Source organism: Streptomyces sp. NPDC026500, assembly GCF_055567635.1.
Window position 1 is genome coordinate 35865 of record NZ_JBVHQB010000023.1, and the last position, 18863, is coordinate 54727.

General features: G+C 69.1%; 16 protein-coding genes and 2 riboswitches. Of the genes, 5 read left to right on the forward strand and 11 right to left on the reverse strand.

Going from position 1 to position 18863, the window contains the following annotated elements:
- Positions 1 to 140: 140 nt before the first annotated feature.
- Entirely contained in the window at positions 141 to 1001 is an 861-nt protein-coding gene (locus ACZ4N5_RS33295) for a thioesterase family protein (RefSeq protein ID WP_467760746.1), read from the reverse strand.
- Positions 1002 to 1160: 159 nt separating this feature from the next.
- On the opposite strand from ACZ4N5_RS33295, the gene ACZ4N5_RS33300 reads away from it, so the two are divergent.
- Entirely contained in the window at positions 1161 to 2492 is a 1332-nt protein-coding gene (locus ACZ4N5_RS33300) for an alpha/beta hydrolase (RefSeq protein WP_467760747.1), read from the forward strand.
- Here ACZ4N5_RS33300 and ACZ4N5_RS33305 read toward each other — a convergent pair.
- The 10 genes from ACZ4N5_RS33305 to ACZ4N5_RS33350 all read right to left on the reverse strand — a co-directional run bounded on the left by ACZ4N5_RS33305 (position 2392) and on the right by ACZ4N5_RS33350 (position 13855).
- Positions 2392 to 3057, reverse strand: a complete 666-nt coding sequence (locus tag ACZ4N5_RS33305; protein WP_467760748.1) for a trimeric intracellular cation channel family protein — start codon at positions 3055 to 3057, stop codon at positions 2392 to 2394. The genes ACZ4N5_RS33300 and ACZ4N5_RS33305 overlap by 101 nt on opposite strands.
- 47 nt (positions 3058 to 3104) lie before the next feature.
- A complete protein-coding gene (locus ACZ4N5_RS33310; RefSeq protein WP_467760749.1) occupies positions 3105 to 4496 on the reverse strand; it encodes a M1 family metallopeptidase in 1392 nt (463 codons plus the stop codon).
- Positions 4497 to 4602: 106 nt separating this feature from the next.
- Positions 4603 to 5862 carry an ABC transporter ATP-binding protein gene (locus ACZ4N5_RS33315; RefSeq protein WP_467760750.1) on the reverse strand — a complete coding sequence of 420 codons (1260 nt, stop codon included), beginning with the start codon at positions 5860 to 5862 and terminating at the stop codon, positions 4603 to 4605.
- Positions 5859 to 6956, reverse strand: coding sequence for an ABC transporter ATP-binding protein (locus tag ACZ4N5_RS33320; RefSeq protein WP_467760751.1), 1098 nt, complete (start codon positions 6954 to 6956; stop codon positions 5859 to 5861). Before ACZ4N5_RS33320 ends, ACZ4N5_RS33315 begins: the two co-directional genes overlap by 4 nt.
- The gene (locus tag ACZ4N5_RS33325) at positions 6953 to 7960 is read right to left on the reverse strand and encodes an ABC transporter permease (RefSeq protein WP_467760752.1); all 1008 of its coding nucleotides are present in this window, start codon (positions 7958 to 7960) and stop codon (positions 6953 to 6955) included. The genes ACZ4N5_RS33320 and ACZ4N5_RS33325 overlap by 4 nt, the downstream gene beginning before the upstream one ends.
- A gap of 72 nt (positions 7961 to 8032) precedes the next feature.
- A complete protein-coding gene (locus ACZ4N5_RS33330) occupies positions 8033 to 9784 on the reverse strand; it encodes an ABC transporter substrate-binding protein (RefSeq protein WP_467760753.1) in 1752 nt (583 codons plus the stop codon).
- A 59-nt stretch (positions 9785 to 9843) separates the two neighbouring features.
- The gene (locus tag ACZ4N5_RS33335; RefSeq protein ID WP_467760754.1) at positions 9844 to 10842 is read right to left on the reverse strand and encodes an ABC transporter permease; all 999 of its coding nucleotides are present in this window, start codon (positions 10840 to 10842) and stop codon (positions 9844 to 9846) included.
- Between the two features lie 475 nt (positions 10843 to 11317).
- Positions 11318 to 12118 carry an enhanced serine sensitivity protein SseB C-terminal domain-containing protein gene (locus ACZ4N5_RS33340; protein WP_467760755.1) on the reverse strand — a complete coding sequence of 267 codons (801 nt, stop codon included), beginning with the start codon at positions 12116 to 12118 and terminating at the stop codon, positions 11318 to 11320.
- A 228-nt stretch (positions 12119 to 12346) separates the two neighbouring features.
- Positions 12347 to 13123, reverse strand: coding sequence for an enhanced serine sensitivity protein SseB (locus ACZ4N5_RS33345; RefSeq protein ID WP_467760756.1), 777 nt, complete (start codon positions 13121 to 13123; stop codon positions 12347 to 12349).
- Positions 13124 to 13186: 63 nt separating this feature from the next.
- A complete protein-coding gene (locus ACZ4N5_RS33350) occupies positions 13187 to 13855 on the reverse strand; it encodes an AAA family ATPase (RefSeq protein ID WP_467760757.1) in 669 nt (222 codons plus the stop codon).
- A gap of 204 nt (positions 13856 to 14059) precedes the next feature.
- Positions 14060 to 14156: riboswitch (glycine riboswitch) on the forward strand.
- A riboswitch (glycine riboswitch) is annotated at positions 14157 to 14269 on the forward strand. It abuts the riboswitch before it with no gap.
- Positions 14270 to 14303: 34 nt separating this feature from the next.
- Between ACZ4N5_RS33350 and gcvT the strand changes: the two genes are divergently transcribed.
- The 4 genes from gcvT to ACZ4N5_RS33370 all read left to right on the forward strand — a co-directional run bounded on the left by gcvT (position 14304) and on the right by ACZ4N5_RS33370 (position 18785).
- The gene (gene gcvT / locus ACZ4N5_RS33355) at positions 14304 to 15422 is read left to right on the forward strand and encodes a glycine cleavage system aminomethyltransferase GcvT (protein ID WP_467760758.1); all 1119 of its coding nucleotides are present in this window, start codon (positions 14304 to 14306) and stop codon (positions 15420 to 15422) included.
- A 181-nt stretch (positions 15423 to 15603) separates the two neighbouring features.
- Positions 15604 to 15981, forward strand: a complete 378-nt coding sequence (gene gcvH, locus ACZ4N5_RS33360) for a glycine cleavage system protein GcvH (protein ID WP_467760759.1) — start codon at positions 15604 to 15606, stop codon at positions 15979 to 15981.
- Positions 15982 to 15992: 11 nt separating this feature from the next.
- Complete coding sequence (glyA, locus tag ACZ4N5_RS33365) at positions 15993 to 17255, forward strand: serine hydroxymethyltransferase (protein WP_453280749.1); 1263 nt, start codon at positions 15993 to 15995, stop codon at positions 17253 to 17255.
- A 162-nt stretch (positions 17256 to 17417) separates the two neighbouring features.
- Positions 17418 to 18785, forward strand: a complete 1368-nt coding sequence (locus ACZ4N5_RS33370; RefSeq protein ID WP_467760760.1) for an L-serine ammonia-lyase — start codon at positions 17418 to 17420, stop codon at positions 18783 to 18785.
- The last annotated feature ends 78 nt before the right edge of the window (positions 18786 to 18863 follow it).

An 18863-nucleotide genomic window follows, 5' to 3' on the forward strand; every position in this document is an offset into this window, starting at 1 on the left:
CCGGCGCCCGCCTGCGGACGGCGGCCCCGACCGGCCGTCGTCCGCAGGTGAAAGGTCCGTCGGTTCCGCGACGGAGGTGTGACGGGGTCACGGGCGGCCGCGGGGGCAGCCGGGGACCGACGGAGGACGCCGGGCGCGGGTCAGCGGAGGCGGGCGCGGGCGAGTTGCCGGGACTGGGCGACCAGGCGGTCCGCGCTGTCCCAGACCTCCGCGTCCTCCTCCAGGAAGCCCCCGGCGAGGTTGCGGGTGGTGATCGACACCCGCAGCGGGCCGGGCGCCGGGCGGCACCGCACGTGCACGGTCAGCTCGACGGTCGGCACCCAGCCGGACAGGCCTATCTCGAAGGCCGTCGGCGGCAGCGCGTCCACCGCGAGGAGCAGGGAGAGCGGGTCCGGGTCCCGGCCGTCGGCGAGTCCGAACCACGACCGCATCTCGCCCTTGCCGGAGGGCGCGCCGAGCGCCCAGCCCAGGGTCGCGGGGTCGAGCTTGAGGAACAGCCGGTCGGTGATCGCCGAGCTGCCGGGGATGGGGGCGGGCGCGTCCTGCGGACCGAAGCACTGGTCCATGGGCGGGATCTCGGGCGGCCGCGCGGTCGTCCGGACGTCGTCGGGCAGGGTGTCGAGATCGCCGTACGAGGCGAGCACGCGGATCCGCTCGGTCTCGCGGCCCTCGTTGTCGTACTGGAAGAGGGACGCCTGTCCGGTCGACAGCGTCCGGCCGGTGCGTACGACGTCCGTGCGGATGACCGCGGGGCCCGGCTGGGACGCGGTCAGATAGTGCGCGGAGATCGTGAACGGGTCGGAGTGCGGGAGGGCGTCGGCGAGCGCGCGGCCGAGGACGGCCAGCAGGTAGCCGCCGTTGACGGCGCTGATGATCGTCCACCCGGCGGAGAGGTCGACGTCGTAGACGCCGGCCTCGCGCGGGGTGACGGCGGTGTCCCGGTCGAACTCACTGTCGCCGATCGTGGCCCGTACGGCCTGTACCGAAGCTGCTTCTGGCATACGTGAACGGTACAACAGGAAATTACTAAGCGGTAGCTTTCATCGTTTCGGGCGTATGAACCCCTGCCATCCAGCCATTCAGGTGAGGATTCGGCAATTTCTTGTTAAGTGTCCGCAATCACCCGTGACCAATCGGTCCGGGTTCTCCTCTGAAGGGACATGAGCCTCACCGGGACACCCTTCCTCATGACCTCGTTCGTGCTGTGCGCCGTCGCCCTCCTGTTGCCCCTGGCCCTGTGGTCCCGGATGCCCGGACCGGCGCCGGTACGCGGCGCGGCACGCCTCCTGATGCTGTTGTTCGCCCAGGGGACGGCGATCAGCCTGGTGTTCGTCCTCGTGAACAACGCCAACAACCTGTACGACAACTGGGCCGACCTCCTCGGCACCGGCAACCACGTCCAGCAGGCCGCCGACCTCGGCGTGGACGGCACCGGAGGGATCTCGCTGAAGAGCCTGCCCAGGATGCGGCAGACCTTCCGGCCTGCCGACGGGCATCGCATGCGGCAGGCCGGCGGGGTGCTGGCCACCGACCTGAGGGGGCGGGTGTCGGGGGTGAACGCGGAGGTCTACGTCTGGCTGCCGCCGCAGTACAACGAACCCGCCTACCGGCACCGGAAGTTCCCCGTCGTGGAACTGTTCTCGGGATATCCGGGCTCCGCGAAGGCGTGGTTCGGATCGGCCAGGGTTCACGAGCAGCTGCGGCCGATGATGCTCGACGGACGCATCGCGCCGTTCATCCTGGTCGCGCCGCGCACCACCCTGCTGGCCCGCGCGGACACGGGCTGCGCGAACATCCCGGGAACGGTGAACGCGGACAGCTGGCTCAGCATCGACGTGCCGAGGATGGTCATGGACAACTTCCGCGCCGAGTCCGCCCCGAACGGCTGGGCCACCGCCGGATACTCGGCCGGGGCGCACTGCGCCACCAAGCTGGCCGTCGCTCACCCCGACCGCTACCGGGCCGCGGTGAGCATGTCGGGCTACAACGACCCCAAGGGCGAACGCAGTTCACTCGCCGGGCAGAACCCGGAACTGCGCCGGCGGAACAATCCCTATCTCATGCTGCGCGCCGACCGCGTCCCGCCCCGGATCGCGCTCTACTTCTCCGGCGAGTCCGGTGACGGCTACCAGGCGGGCGCGGCGATCCAGGCGATCGCGAAGCCGCCGACGAGCGTGGACGTGATGCTGCTGCCGCGCAGCGCGGGCGGCCACGACATGGGGCTGTGGCGGCCGCAGCTGCCGGAGGTCTTCCGCTGGCTGACCGAGCAGCTCGACGCCGGGACGCGAGACAAGGCGGGCGCTGCGGGCACACCCGGCTCCGGCGGAACTCCCGGAACCGACGGCACGGGCAGCCCCGGGGACGCCGGCGGCACGGTCGGCGCCGACCGGGTCAGGAGTTCTCTTCCTCACGCACCGTCGAGCGGCGGTTCCACGCGCGCGGAGCTCGCCAGTGGTACCGCATCGCGAAAAGACGCAGCACGAAGGCCGTGACGATGGCGAGGCCGCTGGTGAACGGGGTGAGCGCGCCGTAGCGGATGCAGAGCACCACCATCGTGGCGCCGACGATCGCCGGGACCGCGTAGAGGTCACGGTCCCAGCGCAGCAGGGAGGGGACTTCGTTGGCGAGGACGTCCCGCAGCACACCGCCGCCCACGGCGGTCGCGAGGCCGAGGGCGGCGGAGGCGGTCAGGCCGAGCCCGTAGTCGTACGCCTTCACCGTGCCGGTGACACAGAACAGTCCGAGCCCGGCCGCGTCGAAGACGTTCACGCCGACCTGGATGCGCTCCACCTGCGGGTGCAGGAAGAACACGAGCAGGGCGGCGACGAGCGGTGTGGTGAAGTACCCCAGGTCGGTGAAGGCCGCCGGGGGTACCGCACCGATGATCACGTCGCGCAGCAGCCCTCCGCCCAGCGCGGTTATCTCCGCGAGGACGGCGATACCGAAGACGTCGAAGTTCTTGCGGACGGCCAGCAGAGCGCCGGAGATCGCGAAGACGAAGATGCCGATCAGGTCGAGCGTGTGCTGGACGGAGGGGCTGAAGAGTTGCTGAAGCACCCCCACATTCTCACCTGTCGCGGGGAGTGCACCTTACAAAGGAAGGCTCAGACGGCAGGCTTGCCTGTGGTGAACAGCCAGGTCTGGAAGAGGTCGTCGAGCTGCCGGCCGGAGATCCGCTCCGCGAGGGCGATGAAGTCGGCGGTACTGGCGTTGCCGTACCGGTGCAGCTTCGTCCACGTGGGCAGCAGCTTGAAGAAGGCGGTGTCGCCGATGCGCTCGCGCAGCATCTGGAGCGTCATCGCGCCCCGCTGGTAGACCGCCGAGGCGAACATCGTGTCCCGCTGCGGATCGGCGACCTTGATCTGCCAGAAGGAGGAGTCCGCGGGCCGCTGGTCGTACCCGGCGACGAACGAGTCGTGCGCGGAGCGGATGCCCTTGTGCTCGGACCACAGCCACTGGGCGTAGGTCGCGAAGCCCTCGTTCAGCCAGACGTCCTTCCAGTGCGCCACCGAGACGGAGTCGCCGAACCACTGGTGGGCCAGCTCGTGCACGATGGTCGACTCCGAGCGCACGGCCGAGTACGCGGGCTTGGACTGCACCTCCAGCGAGAAGCCCGCCTCGGGCATGTCGTCGACGATCGCGCCGGTCTCCTCGAACGGGTACGGACCGAAGACCTGCGACCAGTAGTCGGTCGCCTCGGCGGTGACGCCGTACACGTCGACGCTGTTGCTGTTCGCGAGCACCGGGTCGATGGCGACGTAGATCGGTGTCCCGGCGGGGGTCCTGCCGGTCTTCACGTCGAACTTCCCGATGGTCGCCGTCGCGAGATAGGTGGCCATCGGCCTGCTCTCACGCCAGTGCGTGACCGTCTCGGCGCCCTGGTCGCGGGTCGATATCAGCCGTCCGTTGGAGACCGCCGTCAGGCCCTTGGGCGCCTTGATACGGATGTCGTAGGTCGCCTTGTCGGACGGGTGGTCGCTGGAGGGGAACCAGGTGGAGGCGGCGTTGGGCTCGCAGGCGACGAAGACGCCGTCGGCGGTCTTCATCCACCCGTAGTCGGAGCCGAACACGATCGGGCCGTTGAGGGCTTCGGGGATTCCGCCGTACGTGACGGTCACCGTGAACGTCCTGCCCTTGGGCAGCGGGCCGCGCGGGGTGATGTGGATCTCGTCGCCCTCCCGCGTGAAGTGGGCCGCTCTGCCGTTCACTTCGACCCTCGTGACGTCCAGCTTCTGGAGGTCGAGGTCGAAGGCGGAGAGGTTCTGGGTGGCGCGGGCGGTGAGGGTCGTACGACCGTCGAGGCGGTCGGTGTCCGGGTTGTACGCCACGTCGAGGGCGTAGTGGCGGGCGTCGAAGCCGCCGTTGCCCAGTTGGGGGAAGTAGGCGTCACCGATGCCGTCGGCGCCCGGGGTGGGGGCGGAGGAGGCGGCGACGAGAAGGAAAGAGGCCATCGCGGTCGCGAGAGCCCCTAAACGTGCCGAACGGGAGAGTGCCATCAGCGTCCCTTTCGTACGTGTGCCGATCATTTCCGATCAGACGGACACGCAGGACTCTGCACTCTCCCGTTCGAGCATGTTCATGACTTTGCCAAGTCGTCACGGCCTACTTGCCGGTTGACTCCTGACGATCGGCTTCCGCGGCCCCGGAGTCCGACGCGGAGCCGGCCTCCTCGGCGGGGGCGGCGACCTCGGCCGGAGCCTTGTCCGACACCTCGGCGGAGTCCGCGGCGGAGACCAGCTGCACCGCTTCGCGCGCGGCCGACAGCAGGACGACGTCCTGCGGCGCCTGGTCCACGGCGTTCTCCGGGTGGTGGCAGGCGACCTGCTGGCCGGGCTTCAGCTCGATGAGCGGCGGCTCGGTGGTCTTGCAGATCTGCGTGGCCTTCCAGCACCGGGTGTGGAAGCGGCAGCCGCTCGGCGGCGCGATCGGCGAGGGAACGTCTCCCTTGAGCAGGATGCGCTCGCTCTTGGTGCCGCGGCGCTTGGGGTCCGGCACCGGCACGGCCGACATCAGGGCCTTGGTGTACGGGTGCATCGGCGCCTCGTACAGCGAGGTGCGGTCCGCGAGCTCGACGATCTTGCCGAGGTACATCACCGCGATGCGGTCCGAGACATGGCGCACGACCGAGAGGTCGTGGGCGATGATCACGTACGTGAGACCGAGCTCGGACTGCAGGTCGTCCATCAGGTTCACGACCTGCGCCTGGATCGACACGTCGAGCGCCGAGACCGGCTCGTCCGCCACGACCAGCTTCGGCTTCAGGGCGAGCGCGCGGGCGATGCCGATGCGCTGGCGCTGACCGCCGGAGAACTCGTGCGGGTAGCGGTTGTAGTGCTCGGGGCTCAGACCCACCAGCTCCAGGAGCCGCTGGACCTCCTTCTTCACACCGCCCTCGGGCTCCACGCCCTGGAGCCGGAACGGCGCCGAGACGATCGAACCGATGGTGTGACGGGGGTTCAGCGACCCGTACGGGTCCTGGAAGATCATCTGGATGTCGCGGCGCAGCGGTCGCATCTTCGAGGCGCTGAGCCGGGTGATGTCCTGGCCCTCGAACTCGATGCTGCCACCGGTCGGGTCCTGGAGACGGGTGATGACCCGGCCCATGGTCGACTTGCCGCAGCCGGACTCGCCGACGACGCCGAGCGTCTCGCCCTTGCGGACCTCGAAGTCGATGCCGTCGACCGCCTTGACCGCGCCGACCTGACGCTGGAGAACGCCCTTCCTGATGGGGAAGTGCTTCTGCAGCCCCTGGACCCGGAGCAGGACCTCGCGGTTCTCCGAGGACTTCGCGCGGTGCTCGGGAGCCGCCGCCTGCTGCGGGATCACCGCGCCCCCGCCGTCCGTCTTGTTCGTCTCACTCACAGCTTCGGCGCAATCTCTTCGGTCCAGATCCGCGTGCGGTCCTCCTGCGAGAGGTGGCAGGCGGTGTAGTGGCCGCTGCCGATCAGCTGCAGTTCGGGACGCACGGTGCGGGTGACATCGCCCTTGGGCAGGTCCGCGTACGGGCAGCGCGGGTGGAAGGCGCAGCCCGAGGGGACGTTGATGAGGCTCGGCGGCTGGCCCTTGACCGGGATGAGCCGGTCGGACGTCTCACGGTCGATACGCGGCATCGAGCCGAGCAGACCCCAGGTGTAGGGATGCTGCGGCTGCTCGAAGACCCGCTCGACGGAGCCGCGCTCGACGCACCGGCCGCCGTACATCACCAGTACCTCGTCGGCGATCTCGGCCACCACACCCAGGTCGTGGGTGATGAGGACGACCGCGGAGCCGAACTCCTTCTGCAGGTCGCGGATGAGGTCGAGGATCTGCGCCTGGACGGTGACGTCCAGGGCGGTCGTCGGCTCGTCCGCGATGAGCAGCTCGGGGTTGTTGACGAGCGCCATGGCGATCATCGCGCGCTGCCGCATACCGCCCGAGAACTCGTGCGGGTAGCTGTCGGCGCGCTTGGCCGGCTCGGGAATGCCGACACGGTCGAGCATCTCGATGGCCCGCTTGCGGGCGGTCTTCTTGTCGATTTTGTGGTGCGTGCGGTACGCCTCCACGATCTGGTTGCCGATCGTGTAGTACGGATGCATCGCCGACAGCGGGTCCTGGAAGATCATCGCCATCTCGCGGCCGCGGAGCTTGCGCACCTCGTCCGGGTCGGCGTTCACCAGTTCCTTGCCGTCCAGCCAGATCTCGCCCGACATCTGGACGTTCTTGCCGCGCGCGCCGAGCCGGTGCAGGCCCATGACCGCCAGCGAGGTGACGGACTTGCCGGAGCCCGACTCACCCACGATGCAGAGGGTCTTGCCCTTCTCCACCGAGAAGGAGAGCCCGTCGACGGACTTGACCAGACCGTCGTCGGTCGGGAAGTGCACCTTGAGGTCGCGCACTTCGAGGAAGGAGGTCGGAGCGTTCGAGGGCGAGGAGACGGGCTCGCCGACCGCGGCGCCGGTCTTGGACAGTTCGGTCATGAGAGCCTCACCCGCGGGTCGGCGGCCGCGTACAACATGTCAACCAGAAGATTTGCTACGACGACGAAGAACGCGGCGAGAAGAGTCACGCCGAGGATTTGCGGCAGGTCGTTGTCGGTGATGCCGTCCACCGCGTACGCGCCGATGCCGTGCAGAGAGAACACGCTCTCGGTGATCACGGCACCGCCGAGCAGCAGACCGAGGTCCATGCCGAAGACGGTGATGATCGGGGTGAGCGCGGCGCGCAGTCCGTGCCGGACCACGACCTTGCTCTCGCGCAGGCCCTTGGCACGGGCCGTGCGGATGAAGTCCTCGTTCATCGTCTCCAGCATGCCCGAGCGGGTGAGCCGCGCGTAGATGGCGGAGTACAGGAGCGCGAGAGAACACCAGGCGGGGAAGAGGGTGTTGGCCCACTGGATGGGGTTCTCGGTGAACGGGACGTAAGTGCGGCCGAAGATCGGCCACTTGTAGGTGAAGAGCAGCAGCGCCAGGTTGCCCGTGAAGAACATGGGCAGCGAGACACCGGCGAGCGCGACGCCCATGAAGGTGCGGTCGAAGAACGAGCGCGGCTTGAGCGCGGAGATCACGCCGACGGCCACACCGGACACCAGCCACAGCACCGCGGCACCCGCGGCGAGCGAAAGGGTCACCGGAAGGCGGGAGGTGAGCTCCGGCCAGACGGCCTGGTGGGTCTTGAAGGAGTACCCGAAGCACGGTGCGTCGCAGTGCGCCGTGGTGGGACCCAGGTCATAGGTCGCGCCGCTGACGATCCCCTTGATGAAGTGCCAGTACTGGACGTAGACGGGCTGGTCCAGACCGAGGTTGTGCTTGACCGCGAGGATGTCGGCCTTCGTCGGGCTCTTCCCGATGTACTGCTGCGCGAGCTGGTCGGCGGTCTGGCCGACCAGTCTGGGCAGCAGGAAGAAGATGGCGAAGGTGACCGCGGAGACGACCAGGAGCAGGATCACTGCCGCTGCCGTCCGACGGAGGATGTACGAGATCACGGGGATCGGCGCTGGTGCCCGCGGGCCGCTAAGCCCGCGGGCACCAATGCCTTCACCTGCCTTCCGGGGCTGCTACTTCTTCGTGGTGCCGATGTTGAGGTAGTCGTACTGACCGCTGAAGGCCGCCGTGGAGACCAGGTTGGTCGCGTACTGCGGTCGGGCCAGCAGAACCTTGAAGTAGGTCAGCGGCACGAGGACGGCGTCGTCCATGGTCTTCTTGTCGATCTCGGTGTACAGGCTGTTGCGCGCGGCGTTGTCCTGCGTACCGATCGCCTTCTCGAGGAGGGCGTTGACGTCCTTGTTGTCGTACTGCGACAGGTTGGTGTTACCCGAGGCGCCGATCGCGCTGCCGTTCAGGATCTGCTGCAGGAAGCCGTAGCCGGAGGGCCAGTCGGCACCCCACTGCATCATGATCAGGCCGATGTTCTGCTTCTCGGTGAACTTCGGGACACCCGCGTAGTCGGTGAAGTACTTGCCCGACGGGTACTGCTTCAGGGTGGCGTTGATGCCGGCCTTCTTCAGCGAGGCGATGATCGCGGTGGCCGCGTCGATCTCCTGCGGGCGGTCGCTGCGCGCCGAGATGTTGGTGCTGATCGTCGACTTGCCACAGGCCTTGAGCTGGTCCTTGGCCTTGGCCGCGTCACCCGTGTTGCCGGCGGACGCGTAGACGTCCGACTTGGCGTAGCCCGGGATGTCCGGCGGGAGAACCGTGGAGGCGATGTCGCCACGGATCGGGCCGCCCTCGGCGGTCTGCACCGAGACCTTGTCGATCGCGAACTGCACGGCCTTGCGGCACGCGACGTTGTCGAACGGCTTCACCTTGGTGTTGATCGCCATGTAGACGAGACGGCCACCGTAGGTGTTGTCGGTGTTGGCCTTCTTGTCGGCGGAGGTGAGCAGCTGCGCCTGGGTCGCGGCCTGGACACCGGCACCACCGAGGTCGATCGCGTCGCCCGCGAGGACGTCCTTGTCGATCGTCTCGGCGTTGACCTTCAGGTTGACAACGATCTTGTCCGGGTACTGCTTGCGCAGCGGGTCCGTCTTCGCGTCCCAGTTCTCGTTGCGCACGAGGACGGCCTGCTTGCCGTCGGAGTAGCTCTGGAACTTGTACGAGCCCGAGGACACGATGTTCTTGACGTAGTCGACGCCGTTGTCCTTGGCCTGCGGGACCGGAGCCGTCTGCGGCGAGGCGACCAGGTAGTCGAACTCCTGGAACGCGGTCTTCAGGTGGAAGACGACGGTCGTGTCGTCAGGGGTCGCGATCGAGTCGAGGCCCTTGCCGCTCTTGTCCTTGTAGGGACCCTTGTACTTGTCGCCGCCCACGAGGAACTGCTGGAAGTAGTTCGGGCCGAGAGAGAGTACGTCACGCGCGAAGTTCGAGCGCTCCACCGCGTACTTGACGTCCTTGGACGTGATCGGCGTGCCGTCCTGGTACTTCAGGCCGGTACGCAGCTTGTACGTCCAGGTCTTGCCGCCGTCGCTCGGGACACCAGCGCTGGCCGCGAGGTCCGGGACAAGGGTGTTGCCCTTCTCGCCGGCGCCGGGCTGGAACGTCATCAGCGGGCGGGCGTACAGCCGGCTGAGGTTGTACATGTACGCGTAGTACGTGTTGCCCGGGTCGAAGGAGTCCGGGACATCGGAGTACTCGTACGTAACCGTGCCCCCCTTCTTCGTGGAGGCGTTGACGACGTCCTTGGTCGCTGCGTTGGCCCCAGCTGATTTGGTGGTGTCGTCGTTCTTGTTGTCATCGGCCTTGCTGCAGCCTGCAACGAGCAGACTCGCGGAGCCGATGGCCGCTATAGCGGCCAGCGCTGACCTTCGCATGATGGGCGGGTTCCCCTCCATTGTCGGAAACTTGATGGTCTCTCGGCGTGCGTCAGGCATCAGCGACTGCGCGGGTCGAGAGCGTCGCGGAGACCGTCGCCGAGCAGGTTGAACGCGAGGACGGTCACGAAGATGGCGAGGCCGGGCACGATCATGAACTGCGGGTCGACCTGGTAGTAGGTGACCGCTTCCCTGAGCATGCCGCCCCACGAAGCCTGCGGGGGCTGGATGCCGACCCCGAGGAAGCTCAGGGACGCCTCGAAGAGGATGTTGGTCGGGATGAGCAGCGTCGAGTAGACGATGATCGGGCCGACCAGGTTGGGCAGCAGCTCCCGGAAGACGATGTACGGGCCCCTGGCGCCCATACCGCGGGAGGCGTCCACGAATTCCCGCTCACGCAGGGCGAGCGTCTGGCCTCGGACGATCCGGCCCAGGTAGGGCCAGTTGAAGAAGCCGATCACGAAGATCAGGACGCTCAGGTGGAGCGGGAGCCCTTCGAGGCCGAAGGCGCCGCCCTGCAGGGTGGCGGAGATGGCGATCGCGAAGAGCAGGAGGGGGAAGGCGAGGAAGGTGTCCATCAAGCGGCTGATGATCGAGTCGACCCGCCCGCCGTAGAAGCCCGCGACGACGCCCAGGATCGCGCCGATCACGTTCGACAGGATGGTGGCGCCGAAGGCGACGACCAGCGACACCCAGGAGCCCTCCAGGACACGGGTGGCGAGGTCGCGCCCGAACTTCGGGTCGACACCGAGCGGGTGGTCCGCGCTCATGCCACCCGAACCGCCCTTGGGGAGCGAGGTGTTGGGGTCGATCAGGTCCTGGTGGAAGGCGTTCGGGTCCAGGCCCAGCATCGACTGGATGGGCCGGGCGAGGATCGCCATCAGGATGAGCAGTACGACGATGACACCGCCGGCGACCGCCACCTTGTCGCGCTTGAAGCGCGTCCAGGCGATCTGTCCCAGGGAACGGCCCTCGATCTGCCCCTTGCCGACCCCGGCAAGCACAGCCTCTGGCTGCGCTTCCGTTGCCGCCGCGGTGGTCTCGATCGGTGCGGTCACAGTGACCCGACCCCTCTCGCCGGTGGTGACCGGCCTACGCCTGCCGCTGTCTGCGGCTTGGTTCACTTGCTCGCCGGGAGGTCGACCGCAGATGGTGCGGCCCGATGACCCGGCTGATGATTCGACTTGCACTCGCTCACGGGATCGAAGACCCGTGTCTGATGGGGGAGTCTTCAGTGCCGCCACGATCAGGTGCCAGGCCTCATGGAGAAAGTATGCGCAACCGTGATGCTTGTTGAGGGATTCCGTTATCCGAACAGTGGGTAACGGGAGTCGGACGACTGCCAATTGACACGAAATGGCCCATAGAGGTCTTTACAGTCAGAGGTTGTACCAAAACGGGACAACCGGCACATACATCCGCTTCCCCGCAGGTCAGCAGCATGCGACGCACGACACAAGAAGGCCGTGTGCAGGGTCATGATGCCAGCCGAACTCGCACTGGCATCCGACAGGTCCGGGATTCGGGACGCCCTCAGTAGCCGCCGCGGGCCGGCGGATAGCCGTAGCCGCCCGCCATCGGAGCCTGCGCGGGAGCCGCGTGGGCCTCGCGGTCGTAGAACGGCCGGGCATTCGCGCGCAGCCACATGGCCACCGGGTCGAACTCGTCCGACATCGCGACGGTGGAGACGGGCAGCCCGTCCGGGACCGCGCCGATGGACTGCTGCATCATCGCCCGCACCGAGTCCACCGCGGGCGGTGAAGTGTCGTACACGTCGAGGCCGATGGCGAGATACGGCGCCCCGAGGGCGGGCTGGACCCAGGCGCGGCGCAGCGAGCGCACGGCCGGGGTCAGATGCGCGTTCTGGGTCAACAGGGCGTAGAACTGCGGGACTTCGATGCCGGGTTCGGAGAGCCGGAGCGGGCCCGCGGGCTGCCGCTCCAGGCCCGTGGCGATCCGGCGCAGATCCAGCCAGGGGATGCCGAGGCCGCCACCGGGGGCGTGCGGATTGAGCCAGAGGCCGAACTGGTCGGGGTACAGGGTGCGGGCCACGTCCAGCCCGTCCACGACCTCGTACGAGCGGTTCCAGCCGCTGGCCGAGAGTTCCTGGGCCGAGGTGACGCAGGGCGCGTACCCGAAGCCTTCCACCTGCATGTTCCCGTACTGGGCGTCCGGAGAGCCGGCCTGGCCGTGCCAGAGCAGCATCCACACCTGGCCGGACGACGGGGTCGCGAGCGCGCGAAGGAGCGCCTCGTAGGCGTCGTAACGCCCGGGTGTCACCTGGCGCAGCATGTGCTCGACCTGCCCGGCCGCGGCCGTGCCCGACGCGCTCACCCTCAACCGCCCCTTCGCGAACAATTCACGACGAACTCATCCCTATACGCCCGAGGCACCGGATACGAACGTGCGTCAACACCTCGACCAGGCCATGAAACCAGCTTATGCGGCGATCGCGCTCCGCCGGGGGAAGCAGTCGAGAGCCGGAGCCCGCCGCGCGAGGGAGCCAAGGGCCCCGCGGGACCGGGCGCACGGTTTCCCGGGCGCCCTCGGGACGGGCCGCGTTCAGTGACCGTGCTGGTAGAAGGGGCGCACCTGGGCCCGCATCCAGTCGCCGACCGGGTCCTGCGTCACATCGAGGAGAACCAGGTTCACCGGAATGTTCATCGGGACGCGGCCGAGGGCACGGCCCAGGGCGTCGAGGGGCAGGGTGCGGGCCTCGCCCTCCCACAGCGAGAGCTCGACGCCGATGAACATGACCGGATCGTCGCCCTCGATGCTGGCCAGGCAGCGGCGGGCGCTCAGGACGACGCCGGTCCCGGCGAACTCGGCCGAGGCCGCGGCGAGGAAGTCGATCGGGTCCTCCTGCCAGTCGGGCTCGAAGAGCCGCACCCGGCCCCCGCTGGCCGACCCGTCCAGCGGGGTCCGCCCGGCCCGGCACAGCTCGGCGACGGCCATCGGCGGCAGCGGTACGCCGACCACGCCGTCCGGGTTGACCGCGATGCCGACCTGCGGCGGAAGTCCGCGGGCGAACTCCACCGCGGGCGCGATCGTGTAGGGCATGTGGCCGCCGGTGACCTGGCGGAACTGCTCCTCGGAGCTGAAGACGGGGACGTACACCTGGCCCCCGAGGTCCATCGTGGGCAGATCGAGCGGACCGCTCTGCGGGCCGCCGCCGTTGGGCAGCGGCACCCACACGAAGCTGCGGCCGAGCACCTCGACGATGCGAGCGCCGGCCGAGGGCCCCGCCGGCACGCCGAGGGAGGAGGACAACACCTCCTCCAACTCGTTGCCGGGCCAACCGCCGTGCGGATGGGGGTGCGCCTGTGCCGGAAAGTCCATCTGTCTACCGCCCGCTTCGAACCGCTGTTCCAGCTGGAAAGGTTAGTGGGCCACCGCGACCGCTCAGTGGCCGAAGTCGATCCTGCGCAGCACATCCGCCGCGTCCCGGTCGATGAGCACCGCCGAACCGCACCCCTCGGGCAGGTCTCCCTTCTCGGCGGCGCGCAGCAGCCGGGCGACCGCGCCGCGATGGCGGGCGAAGGCGTAGCGCGAGACGCCCCGGCCGCGCTCGCGCTGGCCGTCCAGCGCGGTGCCCGGCGTGACGTCGAGCAGCAGCAGGTGCAGCGCGCCGCCCCGGCGCCGCGCCTCGCGGGCGAGCCAGCGGCGCACCCAGGCCTGCGTACCGCAGTCGTGCACGACTAGTCCGCCGCCCTCGCGCAGCGCGCGGCGCAGGCCGGCGTAGTGCGCGAGGCGGACCAGGGGGCGGTAGACCACGTACGGCAGCAGGCGGGCCGTCCGGCCGTCCCAGCGGTCGCGGGTGTCCTGCGAGTCGACGCGCGTGCCCCGCACGGCCCGCCGCATCAGCGTCGACTTGCCGCTGCCGGGCAGTCCGGTGACCACGACGACGTCGCGCGCCCCGAAGCGCAGACCGTGCGGGCTGTGCCCCACCCGGTCGCGAAGATCCCGGACGACGGCCGCCGGAAGCGGGCCGCGCGCCTTCCGGGCCGCTGCGCCGGGCTGCTCGGGCAGTGCGAGACCCGAGGTCGTCGCGTACGCCGTGGTCCTGTTCACCGTGACCGTCCTCCCCTTGGACGTGGAGTCCCATCCCCGTCGACTGTAAAGAGAAGGTAATGCCCGGCGCTTCCCCTTTTCATGCGCGGACTGCCACAGGCCGGTCACAGATGCGGACCGCCCCGACGGGACGGCTCCAGGTGCGGGCTGCCGGGATCGGACAGCGCGTGCAATGATGGCCGCGCCAACTGCATACCGGCCGCTTGAATCCGCGCGGGAGAGTCCTGGGTACGTGTACCCGGGCGCCGAAGGAGCAAGTCCCTCCCTTGAATCTCTCAGGCCCCGTTACCGCGCGGGCGAGGCACATCTGAAAAGCGGGCCGCTCTCCGGTGGCTCCACCCAAGGTGCAAATCAGGACCACCATTTCGTGGGGTCGTGATGAACCTCTCAGGTTCCGATGACAGATGGGGAGGAACGACCTCGCCGTCATGCCTTGGGAGCCAGACCGATGAGCAGCACCGCACCCCGTCACACCGCGCTCGATGCCCTGCATCGCTCGCTCGGCGCGACGATGACCGACTTCGCAGGCTGGGACATGCCCCTGCGCTACGGCTCGGAGCGCGACGAGCACCTCGCCGTCCGCACGAAGGCCGGCCTCTTCGACCTCTCCCACATGGGCGAGATCACCGTCACCGGCCCCGAGGCCGCGGCTCTCCTGAACCACGCGCTGGTCGGCAACATCGCCACCGTCGGCGTGGGCCGCGCCCGCTACACCATGATCTGCCAGGAGGACGGCGGCATCCTGGACGACCTGATCGTCTACCGGCTCGCCGAGCACGACTACATGGTCGTCGCGAACGCCTCCAACGCCCAGGTGGTGCTGGACGCGCTGACCGAGCGCGCCGCCGGTTTCGACGCCGTGGTGCGCGACGACCGTGACGCGTACGCGCTGATCGCCGTTCAGGGGCCCGAGTCCTCCGGCATCCTCAAGTCGGTCACGGACGCGGACCTGGACGGCCTGAAGTACTACGCCGGCCTGCCGGGCACGGTGGCCGGCGTCCCGGCCCTGATCGCCCGCACCGGCTACACCGGCGAGGACGGCTTCGAGCTGTTCGTCGCCCCCGCCGACGCCGAGAAGGTGTGGCAGGCGCTGACCGACGCGGGCACCCCGGCCGGGCTGGTCCCCTGCGGTCTGTCCTGCCGCGACACGCTGCGCCTGGAGGCCGGCATGCCGCTGTACGGGCACGAGCTGACCACCTCGCTGACCCCCTTCGACGCCGGTCTCGGCCGGGTCGTGAAGTTCGAGAAGGAGGGCGACTTCGTGGGGCGCGCGGCGCTGTCGGAGGCCGCCTCCCGTGCCGAGCAGAACCCGCCGCGGGTCCTCGTCGGCCTGATCGCCGAGGGGCGTCGCGTGCCGCGTGCCGGGTACTCGGTCGTCGCCGGCGGCCAGGTGATCGGCGAGATCACCTCCGGCGCCCCCTCCCCCACGCTGGGCAAGCCGATCGCCATGGCGTACGTCGACGCCGCGCACGCCGCGCCGGGCACCGCCGGTGTCGGTGTGGACATCCGGGGCAGCCACGAACCGTACGAGGTCGTGGCGCTGCCGTTCTACAGGCGCCAGAAATGACACTGGTCCGCACGGGCCGGAACGACACCGGTCCGCAGGGCCGGACATGACACGTATGCCCGTCGGGCGCCGGCCCTGACGGGCGCCCCGTCGGGCGTCGGACGTGACCCTGGGCACATCCGCCCGTGTCACCCACGCTTCCCTCCATCAGCACTCCACCGCGTACAGGAGAATTCAGGCCATGAGCAACCCCCAGCAGCTGCGCTACAGCAAGGAGCACGAGTGGCTGTCCGTCGCCGAGGACGGCGTCGCGACGGTCGGCATCACCGAGTTCGCGGCCAACGCGCTCGGCGATGTCGTCTACGCCCAGCTCCCGGAGGTCGGTGACACGGTGACCGCGGGCGAGTCCTGCGGTGAGCTGGAGTCGACCAAGTCGGTCAGCGACCTGTACTCCCCGGTCGACGGCGAGGTCGTCGAGGCCAACCAGGACGTGGTGGACGACCCGTCGCTGGTGAACTCCGCGCCCTTCGAGGGCGGCTGGCTGTTCAAGGTGCGCGTCGCGGACGAGCCCGAGGACCTGATGTCCGCCGACGAGTACACCGCCTTCACCGCCGGCTGAGGAGTCACCGCATGTCGCTTCTGAACACCCCCCTTCACGAGCTGGACCCGGACGTCGCGGCCGCCGTCGACGCCGAGCTGCACCGTCAGCAGTCCACCCTGGAGATGATCGCCTCGGAGAACTTCGCTCCGGTCGCGGTCATGGAGGCCCAGGGCTCGGTCCTGACCAACAAGTACGCCGAGGGCTACCCGGGCCGCCGCTACTACGGCGGCTGCGAGCACGTCGACGTGGTCGAGCAGATCGCCATCGACCGCGTCAAGGCGCTGTTCGGCGCCGAGCACGCCAACGTGCAGCCGCACTCGGGCGCCCAGGCCAACGCGGCGGCGATGTTCGCGCTGCTCAAGCCGGGCGACACGATCATGGGTCTGAACCTCGCGCACGGCGGGCACCTCACCCACGGCATGAAGATCAACTTCTCGGGCAAGCTCTACAACGTGGTCGCGTACCACGTGAGCGACGAGACCGGTCAGGTCGACATGGCCGAGGTCGAGCGCCTCGCCAAGGAGTCCCGCCCGAAGCTGATCGTGGCCGGCTGGTCGGCCTACCCGCGGCAGCTGGACTTCGCCGAGTTCCGCCGCATCGCCGACGAGGTCGGCGCGTACCTCATGGTCGACATGGCGCACTTCGCCGGCCTGGTGGCCGCCGGGCTGCACCCGAACCCGGTGCCGCACGCCCACGTCGTCACGACGACCACCCACAAGACCCTCGGCGGCCCCCGCGGTGGCGTGATCCTCTCGACGGCCGAGCTGGCCAAGAAGATCAACTCCGCGGTCTTCCCCGGTCAGCAGGGCGGTCCGCTGGAGCACGTGATCGCCGCCAAGGCCGTCTCCTTCAAGGTCGCCGCCACCGACGACTTCAAGGAGCGCCAGCAGCGCACGCTGGACGGCGCGCGCATCCTGGCCGAGCGCCTGGTCCAGGACGACGTGAAGGCCGTGGGCGTGGACGTCCTGTCCGGGGGCACGGACGTGCACCTGGTCCTGGTCGACCTGCGCAACTCCGAGCTGGACGGGCAGCAGGCCGAGGACCGCCTCCACGAGGTCGGCATCACGGTCAACCGCAACGCCATCCCGAACGACCCCCGCCCGCCGATGGTCACCTCCGGCCTGCGCATCGGCACGCCCGCCCTCGCCACCCGCGGTTTCACGGCCGAGGACTTCACCGAGGTCGCGGACATCATCGCCGAGGCGCTGAAGCCGTCCTACGACGTGGAGGGCCTGAAGGTCCGCGTGTCCGCTCTGGCCGACAAGCACCCGTTGTACCCCGGGCTGAAGTAGTTTCGTAGGCTTTCCGTCATACGTTGTATTCACCCGTACGGTTCCTTTCGTACGGGCATCCGGGGCACCGCGCACACTGGAAGAGCGCGGTGCCCCGTTCCATGCGGTCCCGCACCACCTCCGCCGGACAACGGCGTCCGGCGAAACCACCAAGGAGTTCCCGTGGCCATCTCGGTCTTCGACCTGTTCTCGATCGGCATCGGCCCGTCCAGCTCCCACACGGTGGGCCCGATGCGCGCGGCGCGGATGTTCGCGCGGCGGCTGCGCAACGAAGAGCTGCTCGCCCCCGTAACGGCGATACGCGCCGAGCTGTACGGCTCGCTGGGCGCGACCGGCCACGGTCACGGCACCCCCAAGGCGGTGCTGCTCGGCCTGGAGGGCGCCTCGCCCCGGACGGTGGACGTGGAGGGCGCCGACGAGCGGGTCGAGCAGATCAAGGCCTCGGGCCGGCTCAACCTGCTCGGCGAGCACGAGATCGACTTCTCCTTCGACGACGACCTGGTCCTGCACCGCCGCAAGGCCCTGCCGTACCACGCGAACGGCATGACGATCTTCGCGTACGACGCCTCGGGCGAGCTCGTCATGGAGAAGACGTACTACTCGGTCGGCGGCGGCTTCGTGGTCGACGAGGACGCGGTCGGCGAGGACCGCATCAAGCTCGACGACACGATCCTGAAGTACCCGTTCCGCACGGGCGACGAGCTGCTGCGGCTCACGAAGGAGACCGGCCTGTCGATCTCCGCCCTGATGCTGGAGAACGAGCGGGCCTGGCGCACCGAGGAGGAGATCCGCGAGGGGCTCCTCGGCATCTGGCGCGTGATGCAGGCGTGCGTCTCGCGCGGCATGGCCCGCGAGGGCATCCTGCCGGGCGGCCTCAGGGTCCGCCGCCGCGCCGCCCACTCGGCCCGCCAGCTGCGCGCCGAGGGCGATCCGCTGGCCCACGCCATGGAGTGGATCACCCTCTACGCGATGGCGGTCAACGAGGAGAACGCGGCGGGCGGCCGCGTGGTCACCGCCCCCACCAACGGCGCGGCGGGCATCATCCCGGCGGTGCTGCACTACTACATCAACTTCGTGCCGGGCGCCGACGAGGAAGGTGTCGTACGGTTCCTGCTCGCCGCCGGAGCCATCGGCATGCTCTTCAAGGAGAACGCCTCCATCTCGGGCGCCGAGGTCGGCTGCCAGGGCGAGGTCGGCTCGGCCTGCTCGATGGCGGCCGGCGCGCTCGCCGAGGTGCTCGGCGGCAGCCCCGAGCAGGTCGAGAACGCCGCCGAGATCGGCATGGAGCACAACCTCGGCCTGACCTGCGACCCGGTCGGCGGCCTGGTCCAGATCCCCTGCATCGAGCGCAACGGCATGGCCGCGGTGAAGGCCGTGACGGCGGCCCGGATGGCCATGCGCGGCGACGGCTCCCACATGGTCTCCCTCGACAAGGTCATCAAGACCATGAAGGAGACCGGCGCCGACATGAGCGTCAAGTACAAGGAGACCGCGCGTGGCGGGCTCGCGGTGAACATCATCGAGTGCTAGGGAAACGGGCCCTGAACAGCGCGTTCGTTTCTTTCGGCGCTGTCGGGGCCTTCCCTGCTCACGCAGCGGAGAGTCCCT

Bases quoted from the DNA above. Each gene is read 5' to 3' on its own strand.
- glyA (WP_453280749.1), top strand. From the start codon at position 15,993: ATGTCGCTTCTGAACACCCCCCTTCACGAGCTGGACCCGGACGTCGCG.
- ACZ4N5_RS33345 (WP_467760756.1), bottom strand. From the start codon at position 13,123: ATGGACTTTCCGGCACAGGCGCACCCCCATCCGCACGGCGGTTGGCCC.
- ACZ4N5_RS33295 (WP_467760746.1), bottom strand. From the start codon at position 1,001: ATGCCAGAAGCAGCTTCGGTACAGGCCGTACGGGCCACGATCGGCGAC.
- gcvT (WP_467760758.1), top strand. From the start codon at position 14,304: ATGAGCAGCACCGCACCCCGTCACACCGCGCTCGATGCCCTGCATCGC.
- ACZ4N5_RS33320 (WP_467760751.1), bottom strand. From the start codon at position 6,956: ATGACCGAACTGTCCAAGACCGGCGCCGCGGTCGGCGAGCCCGTCTCC.
- ACZ4N5_RS33310 (WP_467760749.1), bottom strand. From the start codon at position 4,496: ATGGCACTCTCCCGTTCGGCACGTTTAGGGGCTCTCGCGACCGCGATG.
- ACZ4N5_RS33330 (WP_467760753.1), bottom strand. From the start codon at position 9,784: ATGCGAAGGTCAGCGCTGGCCGCTATAGCGGCCATCGGCTCCGCGAGT.
- ACZ4N5_RS33300 (WP_467760747.1), top strand. From the start codon at position 1,161: ATGAGCCTCACCGGGACACCCTTCCTCATGACCTCGTTCGTGCTGTGC.
- gcvH (WP_467760759.1), top strand. From the start codon at position 15,604: ATGAGCAACCCCCAGCAGCTGCGCTACAGCAAGGAGCACGAGTGGCTG.